The sequence below is a fragment of the Coriobacteriaceae bacterium genome (assembly GCA_025992855.1).
Lineage (GTDB): Bacteria > Actinomycetota > Coriobacteriia > Coriobacteriales > Coriobacteriaceae > Collinsella.
In genome coordinates this window covers 1509493-1530234 of record DAJPGB010000001.1, presented here as the reverse complement: position 1 = coordinate 1530234, position 20742 = coordinate 1509493, and the positions used below count along the sequence as shown (strand labels likewise).

At 60.9% G+C, this 20742-nt stretch carries 17 protein-coding genes and 2 tRNA genes; 6 read left to right on the top strand and 13 right to left on the bottom strand.

The features are described 5' to 3' along the window. Positions 1-26: 26 nt before the first annotated feature. From OIL88_06455 to cobM, 3 genes are read right to left on the bottom strand one after another with little or no spacing between them, the layout of a single operon-like run. Positions 27-260: a hypothetical protein gene (locus OIL88_06455; protein ID HJI72004.1), complete on the bottom strand. Its 234-nt coding sequence runs from the start codon at positions 258-260 to the stop codon at positions 27-29. After that, the gene (cbiD, locus tag OIL88_06450) at positions 253-1437 is read right to left on the bottom strand and encodes a cobalt-precorrin-5B (C(1))-methyltransferase CbiD (GenBank protein ID HJI72003.1); all 1185 of its coding nucleotides are present in this window, start codon (positions 1435-1437) and stop codon (positions 253-255) included. Before cbiD ends, OIL88_06455 begins: the two co-directional genes overlap by 8 nt. A 1-nt stretch (position 1438) precedes the next feature. Further along, positions 1439-2230, bottom strand: coding sequence for a precorrin-4 C(11)-methyltransferase (gene cobM / locus OIL88_06445; GenBank protein HJI72002.1), 792 nt, complete (start codon positions 2228-2230; stop codon positions 1439-1441). Positions 2231-2689: 459 nt separating this feature from the next. On the opposite strand from cobM, the gene OIL88_06440 reads away from it, so the two are divergent. From OIL88_06440 to OIL88_06415, 6 genes are all read left to right on the top strand, one after another. Continuing rightward, a complete protein-coding gene (locus OIL88_06440; protein ID HJI72001.1) occupies positions 2690-3616 on the top strand; it encodes a sirohydrochlorin cobaltochelatase in 927 nt (308 codons plus the stop codon). Positions 3617-3760: 144 nt separating this feature from the next. After that, entirely contained in the window at positions 3761-4294 is a 534-nt protein-coding gene (locus OIL88_06435) for a hypothetical protein (GenBank protein HJI72000.1), read from the top strand. 4 nt (positions 4295-4298) lie between these two features. Beyond that, positions 4299-5870, top strand: coding sequence for an ABC transporter substrate-binding protein (locus tag OIL88_06430; GenBank protein HJI71999.1), 1572 nt, complete (start codon positions 4299-4301; stop codon positions 5868-5870). 22 nt (positions 5871-5892) lie between these two features. After that, positions 5893-6915, top strand: coding sequence for an iron ABC transporter permease (locus tag OIL88_06425; GenBank protein ID HJI71998.1), 1023 nt, complete (start codon positions 5893-5895; stop codon positions 6913-6915). Between the two features lie 12 nt (positions 6916-6927). Continuing rightward, a complete protein-coding gene (locus tag OIL88_06420; GenBank protein ID HJI71997.1) occupies positions 6928-8130 on the top strand; it encodes an ABC transporter ATP-binding protein in 1203 nt (400 codons plus the stop codon). Between the two features lie 188 nt (positions 8131-8318). Next, complete coding sequence (locus OIL88_06415; GenBank protein HJI71996.1) at positions 8319-9752, top strand: radical SAM protein; 1434 nt, start codon at positions 8319-8321, stop codon at positions 9750-9752. A 188-nt stretch (positions 9753-9940) separates the two neighbouring features. Here the strand turns inward: OIL88_06415 and OIL88_06410 are convergent, their stop codons facing one another. From OIL88_06410 to OIL88_06365, 10 genes are all read right to left on the bottom strand, one after another. Next, the gene (locus OIL88_06410) at positions 9941-10552 is read right to left on the bottom strand and encodes a TetR/AcrR family transcriptional regulator (protein HJI71995.1); all 612 of its coding nucleotides are present in this window, start codon (positions 10550-10552) and stop codon (positions 9941-9943) included. 116 nt (positions 10553-10668) lie between these two features. Continuing rightward, the gene (locus OIL88_06405) at positions 10669-11976 is read right to left on the bottom strand and encodes a flippase-like domain-containing protein (protein ID HJI71994.1); all 1308 of its coding nucleotides are present in this window, start codon (positions 11974-11976) and stop codon (positions 10669-10671) included. A gap of 151 nt (positions 11977-12127) precedes the next feature. Next, positions 12128-12204: transfer RNA gene (locus OIL88_06400), tRNA-Glu, on the bottom strand. Between the two features lie 22 nt (positions 12205-12226). Then, a tRNA-Glu gene (locus tag OIL88_06395) sits at positions 12227-12303 on the bottom strand. Positions 12304-12430: 127 nt separating this feature from the next. Continuing rightward, entirely contained in the window at positions 12431-13825 is a 1395-nt protein-coding gene (locus tag OIL88_06390; protein HJI71993.1) for an HD domain-containing protein, read from the bottom strand. Between the two features lie 201 nt (positions 13826-14026). Then, on the bottom strand, positions 14027-14959 hold the full coding sequence (locus OIL88_06385) for a 1-phosphofructokinase (protein ID HJI71992.1): 933 nt from the start codon (positions 14957-14959) through the stop codon (positions 14027-14029). Positions 14960-15147: 188 nt separating this feature from the next. Next, positions 15148-16080 carry a 1-phosphofructokinase family hexose kinase gene (locus tag OIL88_06380; GenBank protein HJI71991.1) on the bottom strand — a complete coding sequence of 311 codons (933 nt, stop codon included), beginning with the start codon at positions 16078-16080 and terminating at the stop codon, positions 15148-15150. Between the two features lie 74 nt (positions 16081-16154). Further along, positions 16155-17858, bottom strand: coding sequence for a phosphoenolpyruvate--protein phosphotransferase (gene ptsP / locus OIL88_06375; GenBank protein HJI71990.1), 1704 nt, complete (start codon positions 17856-17858; stop codon positions 16155-16157). 133 nt (positions 17859-17991) lie between these two features. Next, positions 17992-18255, bottom strand: a complete 264-nt coding sequence (locus OIL88_06370) for an HPr family phosphocarrier protein (protein ID HJI71989.1) — start codon at positions 18253-18255, stop codon at positions 17992-17994. Between the two features lie 424 nt (positions 18256-18679). Then, positions 18680-20689, bottom strand: a complete 2010-nt coding sequence (locus tag OIL88_06365; GenBank protein HJI71988.1) for a fructose-specific PTS transporter subunit EIIC — start codon at positions 20687-20689, stop codon at positions 18680-18682. Positions 20690-20742 lie beyond the last annotated feature (53 nt).

The window sequence follows — 20742 nt, the reverse complement described above, 5'->3', positions numbered from 1 at the left end:
GTGAACGCTATGCAGGAAATCCTCATCTAGCGCACCACCATCGTCGAGAAGTAGCTGCCCCGATCGGGCACATCGACGAGCGAGCGGTACACGCGCTCGCCCGGAAGCCCACAGTCCTCAACGAGCTCGGCACCGTCGAAGGCGCCCTCCTCGTGAAGGATGCGCTTCGTGTCCGCAAGCGAGCGGCGCGCCTTCATGACCACCTTCGTCCCCGACCAGCCGATTGCGCGGCGCACCCCGTACAGCACGCCTTTACTCATACGTCGCCCCCAATTCCCCGATAACTGCATCGGCGCCCGACGTGCGGAAAAGCTCGCGGCGCCCGGCGTCGAACACGACCGCGGCGATATCGCATGCACCCGCCGCGCGGCGGCGCAACCTGTCCTCGGTTGCCGCAGCGAGCGAGGCGCGCGCAGCGTCCCCCACGCCGGCGGCCTCGATTACCTCGAGCGCCGCCGTGGTCGTGACCGAAGACATGATCTCGCGCACGGTCTTCGCGCCCGCGCCGGCCAAGGCCGCGTGGGCGGCCAGAATCTCCGCGCGGCAGTCGGCAGTACGCGAATGGGTGTCCATGATGCCGCCCGCGACCTTCACCAGCTTGCCGATGTGTCCCACAAGAAGGGCATTGGTAAACCCTTCACGAACGCAGCAATCAATCGCATCGCCCACGAAGTTGGAGATGAAGACCACCGGCACACCGTTTAGGTGGAAATGCCCCGAGATGAACTGCCCGCCGTAGTTGCCGGGCGTGAGCACGACTCCGCGCCGCCCCATAGCCGCATGCTGCCGGATCTCGAGCTCGATGCTGTCGCGCAAGGCAGCGAGGCTGCGCGGCTCGACGATGCCCGTCGTGCCCAGGATGGAGATGCCGCCCTCTATTCCCAGGTGCGGGTTGAAGGTCTTTTCGGCAAGGGAAACGCCCTCGGGTACCGAAATCGTCACAGCAATATTTCCAGAAAAGCCGTGCGCGGCGCACACCTCGCGCACCGCCGAAGTGATCATCGCGCGCGGCGTCGCGTTGATGGCGGCCGCCCCCACCGGCTGCTCGAGCCCGGGCAACGTCACGCGCCCCACGCCCACGCCGCCATCGACGGAAACTTCCGATTCGCGCGTGGGCACGCCCTTGCTGCCCGCAGCGCCCGTGCCCGACCCCGCATGTTCCACGCGCGCGTACACGAGCACGCCGTCGGTCACATCGGCATCGTCGCCTGCGTCCTTTCGCACGGCGCACTGGGCGCACCCCTCGCCGATACATGCGTCGACCACGTCCGTCTCGACGGGCAGCCCGCCGGGGGTGACGATCGACACGCAGCCGACGGGCTTTCGTGACAAGAGCATCTCGCAGGCCGCCTTCGCCGCGAGCGTGGCGCAGCTCCCCGTGGTATAGCCGCAGCGCAGGCGGGTCGTCCCGGTATATATGTAGTGCTCGAAGGCCACGCTAGCTTCTCGCCTTCCGATACCCCGTGGCAAACGAAGGGTCGTAAAGCTTGCTGCGCTCGTACGACTCCGCTTGCGCGCCATCGTGCGCAAGCCCGCCGAGAGCTCCGAGCACGCGGCCCACCACCACGAGCGCCGTGCGGTCGATGCCCTCTCGCGCGCCCGCATCGGCGAGCGTGCCCACTGTGCAGCGCACCACGCGCTCCTCAGGCCAGGTCGCCTTGTACACGAGCGCCGCCGGCTCGTCGGAGCTGCGGCCCGCGGCCAAAAGCTCGGCGGAAAGCTCGGCGAGCATACCCGAGCTCAGGAAGATGACCATAGTCGAGCCGCTTTCCGCCATGGTGCGCATGCCCTCGCCCGCGGGCATGGGGGTGCGCCCGGAAAGCCGCGTGATCACGACCGACTGGCTGATTCCCGGCAGCGTGTATTCCTGGCGAAGCGCCGCCGCGGCACCGCAAAAGCTCGACACGCCGGGCACCACCTCGTAGTCCACGCCGCGCGCGCCGAGCGCGTCCATCTGCTCCTGGATGGCGCCGTACAGGCACGGGTCGCCCGTGTGCAGGCGCACCACTTCCTCGCCCCGCGCATCTGCCGCGCACATCACGTCGAGCACTTCCTCCAAGGTCATGTGCGCGCTGTCGTAGACGATGCAGGATTCCTTGCACTCAGCGAGCAGCTCGGGGTTCACAAGGCTTCCCGCCCAAACGACCACGTCGGCCGCGCGCAGAAGGCGCGCCCCGCGCAGCGTGATAAGGTCGGCGGCGCCCGAGCCTGCGCCAACGATATGAATCATCCGAGCCTTCCCTTCCCGTTTCTCATCGCAACCGTTTACGCCGCCCTTCGCGCGGCGGGCAAAACACGGCGCCTGCGGCGGCAATCGGCGCAAATACGCAGGCAGGAGGCGCAATGCCGCCCGTCCTGGCTTTGACACGTTCACAAGTGCCCACTATCATAGTAAAAGTTTCGGCAACGAGCATATGACAATCGGATAAAAGGAAATGACCGGCGCGGCGCCCCGCACAGCCCGCGCTGGCTTGCGGAGGGAACCAGGTGGGAATCCTGGGCAAGGGACATTACTGTATAGGACGCGCGGGCGAACCGCCTCGCGCCCCAAGCCAGACTGCTTCGCCTTTTCCTCACGGCATCGCCGTGGCGTTAGCTCCTTGTGAACCCCGAGGGGTGCGCTTTTCTTTCGCTTGTGCCGACAAGCAACTGTCGCCGGGGGACCGGCAAACCGAGGAAAGGAAAAACCATGTCCGACCAGATGTCACGCCGCGGCTTCATGAGCGCCGCAGCAACCGGAGCCGTCGCGCTCGCCGGAGTCGCGCTCGCGGGCTGCTCCAACACCTCCGCGAGTTCCGAGAAATCGAGTGAAAAGGAGAAGGCCGTGAAGCCGGTCATCCTCGTCACGAGCTTCGGCACGAGCTACAACGACTCGCGCCACATCACCATCGGCGCCATCGAAGACGCTATCCGCGAGAAGTACTGGCAGGACTACGACATCCGCCGCGCCTTCACCGCGCAGATCATCATCGACAAGCTGAAGAAGCGCGACGGCATCACGATCGACAACATGACCGAGGCGCTCGACCGCTGCGTGGAAGACGGCGTGAAGGAAATCGTCGTGCAGCCGACGCATCTCATGGGTGGCCTGGAATACACCGACGTGAAAGACGAGCTCGACAAGTACGCCGACAAGTTCGACAAAATCTCGCTCGGCGACCCGCTGCTCACCTCCGACGACGACTACAAGAAGGTGGCCGCAGCCATTAAGGAGAACATGGCGTCCTTCGACGACGGCAAGACGGCGCTGTGCCTCATGGGTCACGGCACCGAAGCCGATTCCAACGCCGACTATGCCAAGATGCAGGAAGTGTTTAAGAACGAGGGCTTGACGCAGTTCTTCGTCGGCACCGTCGAGGCTGAACCGACCTGCGAGGATGTTATCGCCGCCGCGAGCGCCGCAGGCTACAAGAAGGCCGTGCTCGCGCCGTTCATGGTGGTCGCGGGCGACCACGCGAACAACGACATGGCAGACGAGACCGACCCCGACAGCTGGGCTGCGAAGTTCGTGGCCGCCGGCTTCGAAGTGACGTGCCTGCTCCAGGGTCTGGGACAGAACGTCGCGGTCGACGACATCTACGTCTCGCACGTGGACGACGCCATCGCCAAGCTGTAAACTCGCCGCGCACGGGGGCGCCGGTCGCGTCCCCGCGCAACGGGCATGCGCCTTCCCCGACTGACGGCGCATGCCCGTTGCATTCGCATCCCGCCCGCCCACCGCACGGCGCGGGCGGTCGAAGCGATTGAAAGGAACCCCTTCATGTTGAAGAAAACCCTCGCCTTCGCCCTGTCGGCGGCGCTTTTCGCGTTCTCGCTCGCCGGCTGCGGCGGAAATTCAATCGACAGCGCAAAGGCAAGCGATGCCGATTCCCAGGAAAAAACCGAACAGGCGGCCGATGCGCCCGAGGACGCAAGCGCTGCCCCCATCACCGCCGACAAGGTGGCCGACGGCACCTATCCGATCACCGTAGATTCCAGCTCGAACATGTTCAGGATTGTGGACGCCCAGCTCATCGTGGAAAACGGCTCCATGCACTGCGTGATGACGCTTTCCGGCACGGGCTACGGCAAGCTCTTCATGGGCACGGGCGACGAGGCTGCCGCCGCGAGCGAGGCCGACTTCATCCCCTATGTGGAAAACGCGGAAGGCAAGTACACCTACGACGTGCCCGTTGATGCACTCGACGAGGACACCGCCTGTGCCGCGTGGAGTATTAGAAAAGAGCGGTGGTACGACCGCACGCTCGTGTTCGAATCCGCCGGCGTCGATCTGCGCGCCGACGCACTGAAGTAACGCCATGCGGTCGATTCTTCCCAAGGGGGAAAACAGGAAGCGCCACAGCATCGCGGCGCGCGCGATCGCCTGCGTTCTCGTCGCCCTGCTCGCGCTTCCCTTCGCGGGGTGCAGTGCGAGCCCGAACGCGACCGATGCCACGGCGGGCTCTCAGGAATACACTGTGAGCGTCTCGCTCTCCGGCGGGTCAGGGCGCGCAAGCATCGCCTCACCCACCACAATTGTGAAGGATGGCGACACCTACACCGCGACCATCACCTGGTCGAGTTCGAACTACGACAAAATGACCGTCAACGGCGTGGACTACGCGCCCGCAAACGACGGCGGCAACTCCACGTTCGAGATACCCGTCACGCTCGACGAGGACATCGCCGTGTCGGCCGAGACCGTCGCCATGTCGACGCCGCACACCATCGACTACACGCTCCACTTCGACTCATCCACCATGAAGGAGAAATCGGGCGACGAAGCAAGCGGCGGCTCCCCTGCGAGAACGGCTTCAAGCGCCGCGGCCGACTTCCACAACGCCGATTTGGGCTGCGGCTGGAAGCCGACGGGGACGCTTCAGCTTGAATACGCCAAGCACTTCACTGTCGACGAGTACGAAGGCGGCCTGCGGCTTATCTGCATTTCGAACGGGGAGCGCTTCCTCGTGGTGCCGCAAGATGCGAAGGTACCTGATGGGTTGAGCTCCGGCATCGCGGTCATAAGGCGCCCCGCCGACAAGGTGTACCTCGTGTCGTCGGCAACGATGTGCCTGGTCGACGCGCTCGATGCGAACGACAATATCTTAATGTCGGGCACGAAGGCCGACGATTGCTCGGTCGCGGGCTTCAAAAGCGCGCTCGAAAGTGGGGCAATCGCCTACGGCGGCAAGTACAGCGCGCCCGACTACGAGCGAATATCGGCCTCGGGCTGCACGCTCGCCATCGAGAACACCATGATCAACCACACGCCCGATGTGAAGGAAAAGCTGCAGAAGCTCGGGCTCGTCGTGCTCACCGAACAGTCGTCGAGCGAGCCCGAAGCACTCGGGCGCGTCGAGTGGATTAAGCTTTTCGGCGTCCTGTTCGACAAGGAAGACGAGGCCACGCACCTGTTCAACGAGCAGAAGGCCCGCGTCGAGCAAACGTCGGGGCTCGCGTCGTCAGGTAAAACCGTGGCGTATTTCTACATTAACTCGAATGGGGCCGCCGTCACGCGGCGGGCGGGCGACTACGTGGCGCAGATGATCGAGCTTGCAGGCGGCAGCTACGCGCTCGATGACGCGCAGACAGCGTCGACGTCAGGTTCGTCGGTAACGCTCGAAATGGAGCGCTTCTACGCGACGGCGAAGGATGCCGACATCATCGTCTACAACGGCACCATCGACGAATCGGTTGCCACCTTGAACGACTTCGTAGGCAAAAACGCGCTATTGTCGCAGTTCAAAGCCGTGAAGAACGGCAACGTCTGGGTCACAAGCGCCGACATGTACCAGCAGATGACCTCTACCGCCGACATTATCGACGAGCTGCACGGGGCGTTCACCGGCGATGACGCGAGCAACTTCCATTATCTGAGGAAGCTCAGCTAGCGCCATGAGAAGCCGGCTTTCCATGACATACGACGAATCGGGGCGCGCCGCGCGGTGTCGCGTCGTGACGGCGCTGCTCGCTGTTGCCCTCATCGTGCTCGTCGGGGCCAACCTGTGCATCGGGAGCGTGCTCGTGCCCGCAGACCACATCCCCGGCATCCTTTCGGGAGGCGCGGCCAATTCCATGGAAATCCAGATCATCTGGGAGATTCGTCTGCCGCGCGTGCTTTCAGCCGTGCTTCTCGGCGGGGCACTTTCGCTCTCCGGGTTCCTGCTGCAGACGTTTTTCAACAACCCCATCGCCGACCCGTTCATCTTGGGCGTCTCCTCGGGCGCAAAGTTCGTCGTCGCGCTTACGATGATCGTACTTCTGGGCGCGAACCAGGCCATGTCCTCGCCGGCCATGGTGGCCGCAGCATTTCTGGGCTCGCTTATCACCATCGGCTTCGTGCTCCTCATAGCACGGCGCATAAGCTCTATGGCCATGCTCATCGTGGCGGGCGTCATGGTGGGATACATCTGCTCGGCGGCGACGAACTTCCTCATCGCCTTCGCCGACGACCAGTCCATCGTGAACCTGCACAACTGGTCCTTGGGTAGCTTCTCGGGTTCGAGCTGGGACGACGTCGCGGTCATCGCGGTCGTGGTGATCACCGTGAGCGCATGCGTATTCGCGATATCGAAGCCCCTTTCCGCCTTCCAGCTGGGAGAAGCCTACGCGAAAAGCGTCGGCGTGAACGTCTCATGCTTCCGCGTGGTGCTCGTCCTTCTAGCGAGCATGCTCTCCGCCTGCGTGACCGCGTTCGCTGGTCCGGTGTCGTTCGTAGGCATCGCGGTTCCGCATCTCGTTAAGTCGGCGCTAAAGTCGTCGAAGCCCATCCGCGTGATTCCTGCGTGCTTCTTGGGAGGCGCCATCTTCTGCGCGGGCTGCGATTTAATCGCGCGCACGCTGTTCTCCCCCGTCGAGCTTTCCATCAGCGCCGTCACCGCCATCTTCGGCGCGCCGGTGGTTATCGCGCTCATGTTGAAGAAGCGGGTGAGGTAGATGGGGAAATTTGTGCCGCGGCCCAAAACGCTCCGAGCGGAGTCGAACCTCGAAACCCCGGTCGAAACGCAGGCTGACGGAGCGCCGCTTTTCCGCATAAGTGACCTGTCGGCGGGCTACGACAAGAAGGTCGTAGTCGAAGGCGTCGATCTGGAGGTTCGCGCGGGCGACGTCGTGGCGCTCATCGGGCCGAACGGCTCTGGCAAGTCGACCATCTTGAAAACCATCACACGCCATCTGGCACCGCTTGCCGGCGCGGTCGAGCTCGACGGGCGGGAGATTTCCCGATGGAAGACGGCGGAGTTCGCAAGGAACCTTGCCGTTATGCTGACAGATCGCCCCCGGACCGAGCTCCTCACCTGCCGCGATATCGTAGAGGCGGGAAGGCATCCCTACACCGGGCGAATGGGCACACTCTCGCCCGACGACCATAGTCGGGTCGATGAGGCCATGAAAACCGCACATGTGGAAGAGCTCGCCGAGCGCGACTTCATGCAGATAAGCGACGGGCAACGCCAGCGCGTCATGCTCGCGCGCGCCATCGCGCAGGATCCGCGTGTGCTCGTTCTCGACGAGCCCACGTCGTATCTCGATATCCGCTACCAGATCGACCTGCTACGAATACTTCGCCACCTTGCGAAATCGCGGAATGTGGCTGTCATCATGTCCATCCACGAACTCGAGCTCGCGCAGAAAAGCGCCGACAAGGTGATTTGCGTGAAGGACGGCCGGGTCTTCCGCGCCGGCGCACCCGAGGACATATTCACGCGCGAGACGATTGGCGAGCTCTACGGCCTTCAACATGGCACCTTCAACGAGCGCTTCGGCAGCGTGGAAATTGGGCGCCCACACGGCGATGCGCACACGTTCGTCATCGCCGGCGCAGGTACGGGGTCAGCTGTGTTTCGCCAGCTCATCCGGCAGGGCAAGGCGTTCTACGCGGGCATTCTGCACGAAGGGGACATCGACTGCGAGCTCGCGCGCGACCTGGCGACGGAATGCGTGGCCGAGCGCGCCTTCGAGCCGATCGGGGATAAAACCATAGCCCGCGCCAAAGAGCTCCTCGTCCACTGCGCGCGCCTTATCGTGTGCCCCGCCGCCTTCGGCACCATAAACGCCCGCAACGCAGAGCTCGTCGAGTTTGCACGCTCGCATGGTATCGAGGTCATGCGAGCGTGCGAAGGCGCATCGGAGGATTCCAATGGATACGCCTAGGCGCGGTCCAAGAAATCGTCCGCATCCCCATCTGACACTATTTCACCGCAACTTAGAAGGTGTCGGCGTATAACGCTTCACCCCAAATTAAATTGATTCGTTGAATAGACACACTACAAATCTTTAGACTTCGTTTAATCCACAAGTGGGTATTATCACACATTAAGCACACGTGAAAGGATATACCCATGTCGCTTACACGGTCAGCAGAGCGTGCAGCGCTCAACAAGCTCATCGATTATCTCGACGACAACCCGCAAGAAAACATCGACAAAATCATTGACCTCGTGAACAAGCTGGTCCCCAATCGCGTATTTCCTGTACAGCGAGAGGCATTCACCAATGTCATCAAGAGCCGCGGCAATTGGTATGACCTGATCATGCGCGTGTTCAGCCTTAATCCCCAGATGCGAACCAAACTGCTTAAGACCCTCATTGTCGACGCCAACCTGCTAGCTTGGCCAGAGCAGGAAAAGAACCGCGAAAAGTACCAGTGCAACGTTCCGTGGGCCATCCTGCTCGATCCCACGAGCGCCTGCAACCTGCATTGTACGGGCTGCTGGGCCGCCGAGTACGGCTACAAGCAGAATCTCTCGTTCGAAGACATCGACTCTATCGTTACGCAGGGCAAAGGGCTCGGTACGCATATCTACATCTATACCGGCGGCGAGCCGCTCGTCCGCAAGCACGACCTGATCAGAATTTGCGAAAAACATCAGGACTGCGTGTTTCTCTGCTTTACCAACTCCACGCTGATCGACGAGGCCTTCTGCGACGATATGATTCGCGTAGGTAATTTTGTCCCCGCCATCAGCGCCGAGGGCAATGAGCGCACCACCGACGCCCGTCGCGGCGAGGGTACCTACGCAAAGATCGAGCACGCCATGAAACTCCTGCGCGAGCGCGACTTGCCGTTTGGTATCTCCACCTGTTGGACCAGCGCCAATGCCGATACGGTAGCTACCGAGGAGAACATGGACTGGATGATCGGCGAGGGAGCACTCTTCTGCTGGTACTTCCACTTTATGCCGGTTGGCCGCAATGCAACCCCCGAGCTCATGCCCACGCCCGAGCAGCGCGAGCACATGTATCACTTTATCCGCGAAATGCGCGAGAAGAAGCAGCTGTTTACGCTCGACTTTCAAAACGACGGCGAGTTTGTAGGCGGGTGTATCGCCGGAGGTCGCCGCTACCTGCACATCAACGCCGCCGGAGACGTGGAGCCGTGCGTGTTCATCCACTACTCAAACGCCAACATCCACGATGTGAGCTTACTCGACGCACTGCGCTCTCCCCTCTTTATGAAGTACTACGAAAACATGCCGTTCAACGACAACTACCTCAAACCATGCCCCATGCTCGAGAATCCCGACGTGCTGCCCAAAATGGTTGCCGAGAGTGGCGCAATGAGCACCGACCTAATCGAGAAGGAGTCACCCGAGCAGCTGCGCGAAAAGACCCAGGCTACCGCCGAGGCATGGTCACCTGTCGCCGACCGCATCTGGAACGACTCCGACGATCCGCTATACGCCAAGCGTCACGAGGATAAGTCACAAGGCATGGCCGATAGCGACATGCACAAGTTCGAAAAACAGGGCCGCACACTCAAAAACGGCGATTAATGCTGCCCTACACGACAAACGATCAGAAATGAAGCGGAGCAGTCTCGAGGCACATCTTCGAGGCTGTTCCGCCTTACCATCAAAACAGTTTTACTAAGTTGCGGTGAAATAGGGACTATATCGGCCTTCCAATAACCAAAACAATCCCTATTCCACCGCAACTTCTTTAAGTTGTTGAATTATCGATGCTATTCGAAGCGAGATTCCAGACTCGACAGGCCGTTGAGCGTGAGGTCGTTAGCAACCTCCGAGACACGCTCGATAGGAACCGAGCCGTCAGACAGCGCCCACGTGCGATAGATACCGATAATACCCGACAGCAAAAACGCCAGATAGTAGTCGAACATTTCGTCCTTGAGACCTTGGGGTAGCAGATCGCGCTCGGCAATCTCGTGCTCGAGCGGCGCACGAAGACGAGCCATGAAATCATCGAGCGGAATATTCTCGATCAGCTGACGATTGAGCACCAAGTTGTTGCACAGTGCCTCGTTAACGGTTTTAAAGAAGGTCGCCGCCGCGCTCAGGGCGCGCTCGTTGGTGTCGCCGTCCATGGAAGCAAGCGTTTTCTCGACCGAGTCGACAATCATCTCCACCACATCGACGGCAATGGCATCGAGCAGGCCGTCAACCGTGCCAAAGTGAACGTAAAAGGTCTTGCGGTCGACATTGGCCTCGCGCGCGATGGCACTCACCGTAATGTCTGCCAGCGGCTTTTCCATGAGCAGGCGCTCGAAAGCCGAAAGGATGGCATTACGGCTGCGAACGATGCGACGATCAAGACGCGGTTTGCTGGTTGCCATGGGCGTGTCCCTTCGATATGCGAGCATTCATCAACAGATGAGAGATAATCTACGTAAGAGGATTATCCCCCATACAGCACAAATATGCCTCGCATCATGAAGAACGCACGACTGCCCTACTGCGACTTAGGGTGCTTCTTCTTATTGAGTGCCGACGGAGATACGCGAATACCGTCTCCTGTCTGACGCACATAGGCCTTATGAGCCGGCTTTGCGGTCCCAGAAGCCTTCTGAGCGTGCTTCTTGGGATCAACGGTAACAGCATTCGTGGGGTGCGGCTTAGTGGGCGCAGAGGGCGTCTGAGGCGTGCGGCCGAGCTTGCGCATCACGCGATCCCAGCGCGCATGGATGCTCTCGTTGTGGGCGCTCTTAAGTCCCAGCAGGGGCGCAGCCAAAATGGTAGGCGCAATAAACGTAATGAGACGCCACAGCAGATAGCCGGCGGTCGAAGCCGAACCGAAGAAATGACCCAAGAACAATGCAAAGCCGCCCTCAGCGCCACCAGTTCCACCGGGCAAGGGAACCGCAGAGCTTAACAGCTGGACAAAGGCGCTCGCGGCCATGACCGAGAAAAAGTCGACCTCGTGGTGGCCAAAGGCAAGCATCAGGAAATACGGAACCAGATAGAAAAACGCGAGTTGCAGCATGGTGATAAACACGGTGAGCAGCATGGAAGAAAAATGTCCGGCCGAAAGCTTGAACTTCTCGGAGAAGGAGTAGATCTCGCCATCGACAAACGTGCGCCATCCCTCGATCTTAGTGGCCGAGACACCTATGCGCTCCAGCCAATTGATGATGCAATGGGCGACGCGCGTGACGGTCTTAGGCATGAGCGCGACGGCGAAGATGCCAAGCAAGATGCAGCAGTGCCCACCAAAGCTAAAGACGCACAGCAGCGTCATGTCGCCATAGCGCTCGGCAAAAAACGGCATGCGAGCAAGCAGTAGGATAGCGCCCCAGGCAACGAGGCCAAACTGGTACACGATAAAACGCGTGAATTGCGTGGCGCCGGCCTCGCCCACGTTTTGGCCGGCCTTGGTCAGGCGATAGATTTGAGCCGGGGTGGAGCCCATCATCATGGGCGTCAGGTTGCCAAAGAAGATGCCGCTCGCCTCGACCGAGATCAGGTCGCGGATGCCGACAGGCGAATTGGGATCGAGCCAGACGGCGATCGCATAGGCCACAATGCCAAAGAACAGGTACATGAACATGCAAAGACACGCGACAACGAGCCATGACGCCTGGACGCTCGACATAGCGGCCCAGAACTGCCCCATCTGCCCGGTTACCACCAGATAGACGATATAACCTACCAGCACGACGCCGATAAAGATGGCGCCGCGGCGTGCGCTCTTATTGTCATCTCCGCCCGAGGCCTCAACCTCGACCTGGGGCTTAGACGTATGCTGAGAGGACTCCGTCATGAGACTCCTTCTAACAGTCAAAATATCTTGGATATTGTACCCGTAAGGGCCATAGGCAGAACGCAAAGCTCTGGTTCAAACGGGAATTGCAGACGGTTGTTTGAAAATAAAAAAAACCGGCCTTCCATAGGAAGACCGGGTATCAGATGCGTGGTAGCCCGTACCAGATTCGAACTGGTGATCTCCGCCTTGAGAGGGCGGCGTCCTAAACCGCTAGACGAACGGGCCATAAGCCTCAGCAGAAAAGAAGTGGTAGCCCGTACCAGATTCGAACTGGTGATCTCCGCCTTGAGAGGGCGGCGTCCTAAACCGCTAGACGAACGGGCCACATGACATCTGCACTGCCGTGCTGCAAGGAAATATATTACGGGACAAAAAACGTCAGCGCAAGAAGAAATTCCAAATTGCCGAAAAATTGTCGGCAGGTTATGGAATACGCAGGTAAACTTGGTAGCTAATTCAAGTTGAGATGAACCAAAAGAGCTTCGCGCTCGTTGGGAATATCGTCTTCGATCACGGCGTCGAGGGCGGAGTTGAGAAGCTGACCCAGTTCCGGCCCGGGCTTGACTCCGGCACGGATCAGGTCGCCGCCGTTGATGGCGAGCATCTTGAGCGTATAGGGCTCCCCTGCCTTCAGCAGCTCGTGCGCCAGCGCGCGCATCTCCTCAATCGTCTCAACATAATAGAAGCACGACGGGGCCTTGCCAAGTGTGTCGGCACGCTTAAGGTCCATGAGCTCGTCAATCAGGCGGGCCGTGTCGACGCCCTCACCCGAAAGCGCGCGCATCATATTGAGCAGGCAGGAGCGCTCGGGGCGCAGCGGCTTGTCGTGATATTTGATGAGCAGGCACACGTCGCGCACCAGGTCGTGCGAGAGCGCCAGGCGATCCATAATGACGCGCGCTTTCTTGGCGCCGAGCTCGGGATGACCGTAGAAGTGTCCGCTGCCGGCGTGATCGACCGTGAAACACTCGGGCTTGGACACATCGTGCAAAAACGCCGCCCACATCAGGCTCGACGAGGGCGCGACGCCGTCGCACAGCGCAAGCTCCCCTGCCACCGTCAGCACACGGGCGATATGCTCGTAAACGTTAAACGCATGATAGACACTTCGCTGATCAAAGCCGCGACCCGCTGCCAGCTCAGGCACAGAGGCACAGATGAGCTCGGGGTAGCGCAGCATCGCGTCTCCCCCATGACCGGTCGAAAGAATGCCCTCAAGCTCAATACCCACACGCTCGCGCGCCACGGCGTCGAGCAGCGGCGCGCACTCGGCAAGCGCGCGCTTAGTCTCGGGCTCAATCATAAAGTCCAGGCGGCAGGCAAAGCGCACCGCACGCAACATGCGCAGGGCGTCCTCGTTAAAGCGACGCTTGGGATCGCCGACAGCGCGAATCAGCTTGCGCTCCAAGTCACCCTGGCCGTCGTAGCGGTCGACAAGCCCGCGCTCGGGATGCCAGGCCATAGCGTTGACGGTAAAGTCGCGGCGCGCCAGATCGTCCTCAAGCGAGGCGGCACGTTCCACACTCTGAGGATGACGACCGTCGGTATAGAAGCCGTCTAGGCGATAGGTGGTGACCTCAATGCGCTCGCCATCGCAAATAGCCGTAATGCCGCCAAATTTAATGCCCGACTCAACTACTGCAATACCGGCGGCCTCGAGTGCCGCCTTGGACTCCTGCCACAGGCCGCTGCAGCACATGTCGACATCGTGGCTGGGACGTCCCATCAGGGCGTCACGTACCCAACCGCCCACGTACCAGGCCTCAAGACCAGCATCCTCGAGAGCGCGCAACACACGCAAAGAGGCGGCTGACGGCTGCGAAGCGTTGAGCGAAACATTGCACATTCCTGTGGCCTCCTGCACTTGCGGGCATATCGATTGATGGTTTCCAAGAAGTCTAGCAAGAAACGAGAGCGGGCGCACACGCGAACGCGCTTCAAGCACGATTGGATCCCAAGGTATCGACTACAAACATGAAAAAGCACCCGCCTCGGCAATCCGAGACGGGTGCTCTACAAAGCAAGGATGCAAGGTCCGTGCGCTGCGTTAGCAGACCCGACGGATGGCGATGCCCTTCTGATACTCATCGACCTTAGCAAAATCGCCCAAACCCGGGCACTCGACCACGTTGGCGCCGGTGGCCATCGAGAGGCGCAGAGCGTCCTCAACACGCTCGGGGGCATCGTGCCACACGGACAGGAAGGCAGCGAGCGAGGAATCGCCGGCGCAGACCGTCGACAGCAGCTTGACCTCAAAGGTGCGGTTGGCAAACCAGATGTGCTCGCCGTTGGAGAAGTACGCGCCGTCGCCACCAAGGGTCAGCAGGACGTTCTTGGCACCCTTGGCATGAAGCTCGGCCATCGCGCCCTTGACAGACTCGTCGTCACCACCGCTCACCTTAATGCCAAAGATGTCGAGCAGCTCGTCGTCGTTGGGCTTAATGAGCAGCGGCTCCATGGCAATGAGGTCTGCCAGCTGATGGCTTGAGATGTCGAGGACGAACTCGGCGCCCTTTGCCTTAACGCGGCGAAGCACCTCGGCAAGGAAACCCTCGGAGGTGTTGGGGGGCAGCGAGCCGCTGATGACCAGGCACGTCATGTCTGCGAGCGAATCGATAAGCTCAAACATCTCCTGCTCGTTGGCCTCGTTGATGGCAGCACCGGCGTTGACCATGTTGTACTCGGTGTCGGGGCCGGCGTTGAGGAAGACGTTGACGCGCGTGATGCCGTCGGTCCACACGGGCTTGACGGGCACGCCCAGGGCCTCGGCGCCCTTGACGATGAACTCACCCGAGAAGCCAGCGAAGAAGCCCAGGATCGTGGTGTCGACGCCGTAGTGATCGAGCGTGAACGAGACATTGAGGCCCTTGCCGTTGGGCGTATAGACCGCGTTGCGCGTGCGGGTGACGGTGTTGGCCGAAAGGCCGTCGCAGGCGATGTTGTAGTCAATGGCGGGATTTGCAGTGAGCGTATAAATCATGAATGTTCCTTTCACGAAGCAACGTGTTAATGAAAGTATATTCCACGTATCGGTAAAAGGCTAGGACAACTCGGCGAACGGTGTGGAAGCGATGAAGTACGGCAGGACACCTCTCCCCCATGGCGGAACAAAAAGGCGCCCCAGCCGAAACCGGGGCGCCGCATGCGCACGAATATGTCGCGTTTCGATTACTGACGATCGAGCTTGCGGACAGCAACGCGCTTGCTGTACTCATCGACGTGGCCGAAGTCGCCGATGCCGACGGACTCGGCAACGTTGGCGCCGGTGGCCATAGCGAGCTTCATGGCCTCCTCGACGTTGTCGCGATCCCTGTACCACTTGTGCAGGAACGCAGCGAGGGTGCAGTCGCCGGCGCAGACGGAAGAGACCAGCTTGATGTTGAACTCACGCTTGGCATACCAGATGTCCTCGCCGTTGGAGAAGTAAGCGTCACCGCGGCTACCACGGGTGAGCAGCACGTTCTGGACGCCAGCGTCGTGAGCCATCTTCATGGCAACGCGGACCTCGTCGTCGGTGTCGACCGGCACGCCGAAGATGGCCTTCATCTCGTGATGGTTCGGCTTGATGAGCAGCGGCTTCTTGTGAGCGAGCTCCTTGAGCTTGTCGGAGGACAGGTCCAGGACGACGTCGGCGCCACGAGCCTGAGCGTGCTCCATGACCTGAGCCAGGAAGTCGGGCGTAGCTTTGGGAGGCACGGAGCCGGAGACGATCAGGCACTCAAGGTCTCCCGCGGTGTCCAGGATGTTGTAGAGCTCCTCCTGGTGCTGCGGCGTGATCGGAGCACCCGGGTTCAGGATGCCGTACTCGTGCTGACCATCGTTGACGTAGGTGTTGATGCGCGTGATACCGTCGGTCCAGACCGGGCGGCAGAGGCAACCCAGGTTCATGACCTCCTCGACGATGAACTTGCCCGTGAAGCCGGCGAAGAAGCCGAGCGCGACGGTGTCGACGCCCATCTTCTTAAAGGCGAAGGACACGTCGAGGCCCTTGCCGTTAGCCGTGTAGCTGGCCGAGCCGGTGCGGACGTTCTCGTCGGGCTCGAGCGGAGAGCTCGAAACCGTCATGTCGACAGCCGGGTTAGCGGTTAGCGTGTAGAACATTTACAGTACCCCCTGTATATGTGAGGGCCGCGTGGCCGGCCCATTCCAACCACGCGGTTACCTCTGATACCAAATTAGCGAGCTGCGGACTCGAGCAGTGCCTTGACCTCGGCTGCGGTGTTGCAGGCGAGCGCCTTCTCGGCGAGCTCGTCGCACTCGGCCTTGGTCCACTGGCTGATGGTCTTGCGGGCGCGCAGGATAGAAGGAGCGCTCATCGAGAACTCCTCCAGGCCCCAGCTGATCAGCAGCGGCTCGAGCAGCGGATCGGCAGCGGCTTCGCCGCACATACCGACCATGATGCCGGCCTTCACGCCGCTCTCGATGATGTTCTTGAGCGAGCGGAGCACGGCGGGATAGTAAACCTGGTACAGGTTGGAGATGGTGTCGTTACCACGGTCGGCGCACATGGTGTAACCGATCAGGTCGTTGGTGCCGATGGAGAAGAAGTCGGCGACCTCGGCAAGACGGTCTGCGAGCAGCGAAGCGGCGGGCGTCTCGACCATGATGCCGACCTCGATGTTCTCGTTGAACTTGCGACCCTCTTCGGTCAGCTCGGCCTTGCACTGCTCGACGAGCTCCTTGACAGCCAAGACCTCCTCGACGCAGGTGACGAGCGGGATCATGATCTTGACGTCACCGAAGGCGCTAGCGCGCAGCAGAGCGCGGAGCTGGACCTTGTACTGGTCGGGATTGGCCAGGCAGTAACGCACGGCGCGGAAGCCCATGAAGGGGTTATCTTCCTTGACCATGTGCAGATACGGAATCTCCTTGTCGCCGCCAACATCGAGCGTGCGGATGATGACCGGAGCACCCTTGAGCGCGCTGGCGACCTTACGGTAGGCGTTGAACTGCTCCTCCTCGGAAGGAAGCTCAGCAGAGTCCATGAACAGGAACTCGGAGCGGAACAGACCGATGGCCTCGGCGTCGTGATCGAGCGCGTTGGGCACGTCATCGGGGTTACCGATGTTGCAGGCGATGATCTTCTTGATGCCATCGGCAGTCACGGACGGCTTGCCGCGGAAGGCCTCGAGGGCTGCCTTCTCGGCAGCGAAGGCCTCGGCCTTGGCGGTGTATGCGGCGAGCGTCTCCTCGTCGGGATCGGCCTCAACGATACCCTTGCCACCGTCGACGACAACGGTCATACCGTTGCGCAGCGCGGTGCAGCTATTGGAAACCGAAAGGACAGCCGGGATCTCGAGGGCGCGCGCAATAATCGCGGAGTGCGACGTGCGGCCACCGGTCTCGGTGACGATACCGGCAACGTGGGCCTTATCGATCGTGGCGGTCATGGACGGCGTGAGGTCGTGAACGACAACGACAGTATTCTCGGGCAGGACGGAGAGGTCGACGACCTCCTTGCCCAGCAGCTCGGCCAGAATACCGGTGCGGATGTCGGCGATGTCGGCCGCGCGCAGACGAAACATCTCGTCGTCCATGGACAGGAACATGTTCTCGAACATGGTCGAGGTGTCCATGAGCGCCTGCTCGGCGCAGGTGCCGCCGTCAATGGCGGCGTTGATGGCGTCGGTCATGCCCGGGTCCTGAGCCAGGACAATGTGTCCGCTCATGATCTCGGCCTCGGCCTCGCCCACCGTCTCCTTCATGTGGTCGGCCTGAGCCTGGGTCTTCTCGCAGAAGACCGAAAGAGCGGACTGATAGCGCTCCTTCTCTGCTGCCGAATCAGCAACCTCGTGCGGCTCAAACGTCAAGTCGGGATCGACGGCGACCATGACGGTGCCGATACCGATGCCCTCGGAAGCGTTGACTCCCTGATACATTCCCATTCCTCTCTCCGTGTCATGTGATAAAGCGTTTTGCCATATCCATGACAAAAGAGCGCAGCTACCTTACAACAGGTCACTGCGCCCCCAAATATGAACTTAGTTGTTCAACATGCGACCCGTTTGAGTTCTACTCGCCAAGACCGCTCTTGATGAGCTCGATGGCAGCAGCCAGAGCCTCGGCCTCGTCGGCGCCGTCGCACTTGACCTCGACCTCAGTACCGCAGGGGATACCAGCAGCCATGAGGGCCATCGGGGACTTGCCGTTGACCTCCTTCTCGGGGGTGACGACCGTCACGTCACAGGCGTACTTGCCCATGGTGGAGGCGAACAGACCAGCCGGACGCATGTGCAGACCCTGAGGATTAACGAGGGTAGCCTTCTCAGAAACCATAATTGACTCCTTTTTGTGTTTAACCCCTGTCATGCATGTGGCAGGAGTCAGATTCACGACGTTGTTTATATTAACTCACATCAAACGGTTTTTCATTATGTTTCAGACGAATTATTGGACAGATGTGTTTGTCGTCCGCTTGCTCGCCGGGCGGGCGCGGGTTAAGTTTGCTGCTCTACAGTCCTGCGCAAGACGGAAAGCACATTAAGTGCTTTCCTTTGCATGCGGAACTCGCGACAAACTTAACCCGCGCCCGCCCGGCGAGCAAGCTGCGGAAACTCGGTCGATCCAGAGTAATGTCGGCTGAAAGGAATTCTGGCTGATGGGATCAACCGGTGCGTTCTCTGTTACCGAAAAAGGCGGAGACCCTGGAGAGGGACTCCGCCTTATATACAGGGGGCGATGTTATTCCCGTACCGTGGAATTAGACCAGGCGGGCGTTGATCGTCTTGGCGATCTCGACGGCGTCGGTGGAACCCTTGACGGTGGCACGGAAGTCCTCGTCCATGAGCGCCTCGGCGACCTTGGAAAGGATCTTGAGGTGCGTGGTGCCAGCCTGTGCACCCGGGATGAGCAGAGCGATGGTCACGTTAACGGGAGCGCCGTCCATGGTATCCCAACCGGTCACGCCGGACTCGTCCTTGACGACGATGACGGCAGCCTCGGTAATGGCATCGGACTTGGCATGCGGAATGGCGAAGCCCTCCATCATGCCCGTGGTACCCTCGGCCTCGCGGGCCAGGAAGGCGTTCATCACGGCATCGGCGTCGCTCGCGACACCGGCCTTGACGGCCTGGTTGGAGACAAAGCTCAGAGCCTCGTCACGAGAAGCGAAGTCCTCGGCGACAAAGACGTTCTCGACCTTCACGAAGTCGGCAGCCTCGGCCTTGGGGGCCTCGACGGCAGCGGCCTTGGGGGCCTCGACCGGCTGAGCAGCGGCGGCGGGAGCTGCCTTCTGGTTCTTCTCGAAGTCGTACTTCTTGAAGGCCACGAACAGGATGCCACCGACCACAGCGCCGATGAGGATCGCGAGGACCCACAGCGGACCATTCTCGACAACGGGCAGGACCAGGAAGCCACCATGAGGCGCCGGATCGTGAACGTTGAACATAATGGTCAGGATCGAGGCGATAGAGGAACCGAGCATCATGATGGGCATGACGGGCCAGATGTTCTTGGTCATGAACGGAATGGCGCCCTCGGTGATGTGGGTGCAACCAAGGATGAGGTTGACGATACCGGCGTCGTGATCCTCCTGGCTGAAGTACTTCTTGCCGACAACGACGGCGAAGGTGGTGATCAGCGGCGGAACGATGCAAGCTGCGGAGACGGCAGCCATGAAGTTGGTGCCGAAGTTGTAGGTGTCGGTGCCGACACCGGCGGCCAGGGCCTCGGTGAGCATAGCGGTACCGGTGACGTAAGCAGCCTTGTTGACCGGGCCGCCCATGTCAACGGCGCACATGCAGCCGATGGCAAGGCCCAGAACAATGGCGCCAGAGGCAGACAGACCCTTGAGGAAGTCCATCATGGCGGTGTTGATGGCAGCCATGGGGCCGGAGATGCCGAGCATGACCAGGCCGACGATAGCAGTCGAGAACAGCGGGTACAGGAAGATAGCCTTGAGGCCGTCCAGATTCTTGGGCAGCTTGGAGAAGACCTTCTCGAGCAGCAAGATGACATAGCCAGCGAGGAAACCGCCGACGATGCCGCCCAGGAAGCCGAAGCCCACGCCGGCGCCGCCGGCGTCGATCATGCCGGTCTCGGCGTTAACGGGCAGGCCCTGGATGGCGATCATACCGGCAACAAAACCGGGGACGAGCGCCGGGCGCTTGCCGATGGACTCGGCGATGTAGGCGGAAAGCACGGGAACCATGAGGTTCATGGCGATGCCGCCGATGATCTTGAGCATAGCGGCAAAGCTGTTGTAGTCAGACGCCGTCGAATCGAAGGACGTGATGCCCCACAGGAACGAGACGGCGGTCAGGACACCACCAGCGACGACGAAGACCAGCATGTGGCTGACGCCGTTCATGAGGTGCTTGTAGATGATGTGGCCGATGGACTCCTTCTCCTCGACCTCATCCTCGACATCGGCAGCAGCCGCAACCGAGTCGTCACCCTTGGCGGCGAGCGCGCGGTCGATCAGCTTACCGGCGGCCTCGACGGACAGGGCTTTGGAAACACCAACGGAAACCATGCGCTTGCCGGCGAAACGCTCCGCCTGGACATCCTTATCGGCCGCGACGACGACGGCCTTGGCACCAGCGATCTCGCTCTTGGTGAGTTCGTTCTCGACACCGACCTGGCCATGGGTCTCGACCTTAATAGTCAGACCTCGCTCGGCAGCTGCCTTCTCCAGCGCCTCCTTCGCCATGAAGGTGTGCGCAATGCCGGTCGGGCAACCGGTGGCGGCGATGATGTCAAACTTAGCCATGTGTCCCTCCTTTTTAAGTTTTGCGCCCGCAGGCGCTCCCCTACACGCGCGTC

What these genes read in the sequence shown, in the direction of transcription:
- OIL88_06380 (HJI71991.1), bottom strand. Translation starts at nt 16,080, where the DNA reads ATGTTCTACACGCTAACCGCTAACCCGGCTGTCGACATGACGGTTTCG.
- OIL88_06370 (HJI71989.1), bottom strand. Translation starts at nt 18,255, where the DNA reads ATGGTTTCTGAGAAGGCTACCCTCGTTAATCCTCAGGGTCTGCACATG.
- OIL88_06430 (HJI71999.1), top strand. Translation starts at nt 4,299, where the DNA reads ATGCGGTCGATTCTTCCCAAGGGGGAAAACAGGAAGCGCCACAGCATC.
- OIL88_06455 (HJI72004.1), bottom strand. Translation starts at nt 260, where the DNA reads ATGAGTAAAGGCGTGCTGTACGGGGTGCGCCGCGCAATCGGCTGGTCG.
- ptsP (HJI71990.1), bottom strand. Translation starts at nt 17,858, where the DNA reads ATGTATCAGGGAGTCAACGCTTCCGAGGGCATCGGTATCGGCACCGTC.
- cobM (HJI72002.1), bottom strand. Translation starts at nt 2,230, where the DNA reads ATGATTCATATCGTTGGCGCAGGCTCGGGCGCCGCCGACCTTATCACG.
- OIL88_06365 (HJI71988.1), bottom strand. Translation starts at nt 20,689, where the DNA reads ATGGCTAAGTTTGACATCATCGCCGCCACCGGTTGCCCGACCGGCATT.
- OIL88_06385 (HJI71992.1), bottom strand. Translation starts at nt 14,959, where the DNA reads ATGATTTATACGCTCACTGCAAATCCCGCCATTGACTACAACATCGCC.
- OIL88_06440 (HJI72001.1), top strand. Translation starts at nt 2,690, where the DNA reads ATGTCCGACCAGATGTCACGCCGCGGCTTCATGAGCGCCGCAGCAACC.
- OIL88_06390 (HJI71993.1), bottom strand. Translation starts at nt 13,825, where the DNA reads ATGTGCAATGTTTCGCTCAACGCTTCGCAGCCGTCAGCCGCCTCTTTG.
- OIL88_06435 (HJI72000.1), top strand. Translation starts at nt 3,761, where the DNA reads ATGTTGAAGAAAACCCTCGCCTTCGCCCTGTCGGCGGCGCTTTTCGCG.
- OIL88_06410 (HJI71995.1), bottom strand. Translation starts at nt 10,552, where the DNA reads ATGGCAACCAGCAAACCGCGTCTTGATCGTCGCATCGTTCGCAGCCGT.
- OIL88_06425 (HJI71998.1), top strand. Translation starts at nt 5,893, where the DNA reads ATGACATACGACGAATCGGGGCGCGCCGCGCGGTGTCGCGTCGTGACG.
- OIL88_06415 (HJI71996.1), top strand. Translation starts at nt 8,319, where the DNA reads ATGTCGCTTACACGGTCAGCAGAGCGTGCAGCGCTCAACAAGCTCATC.
- OIL88_06405 (HJI71994.1), bottom strand. Translation starts at nt 11,976, where the DNA reads ATGACGGAGTCCTCTCAGCATACGTCTAAGCCCCAGGTCGAGGTTGAG.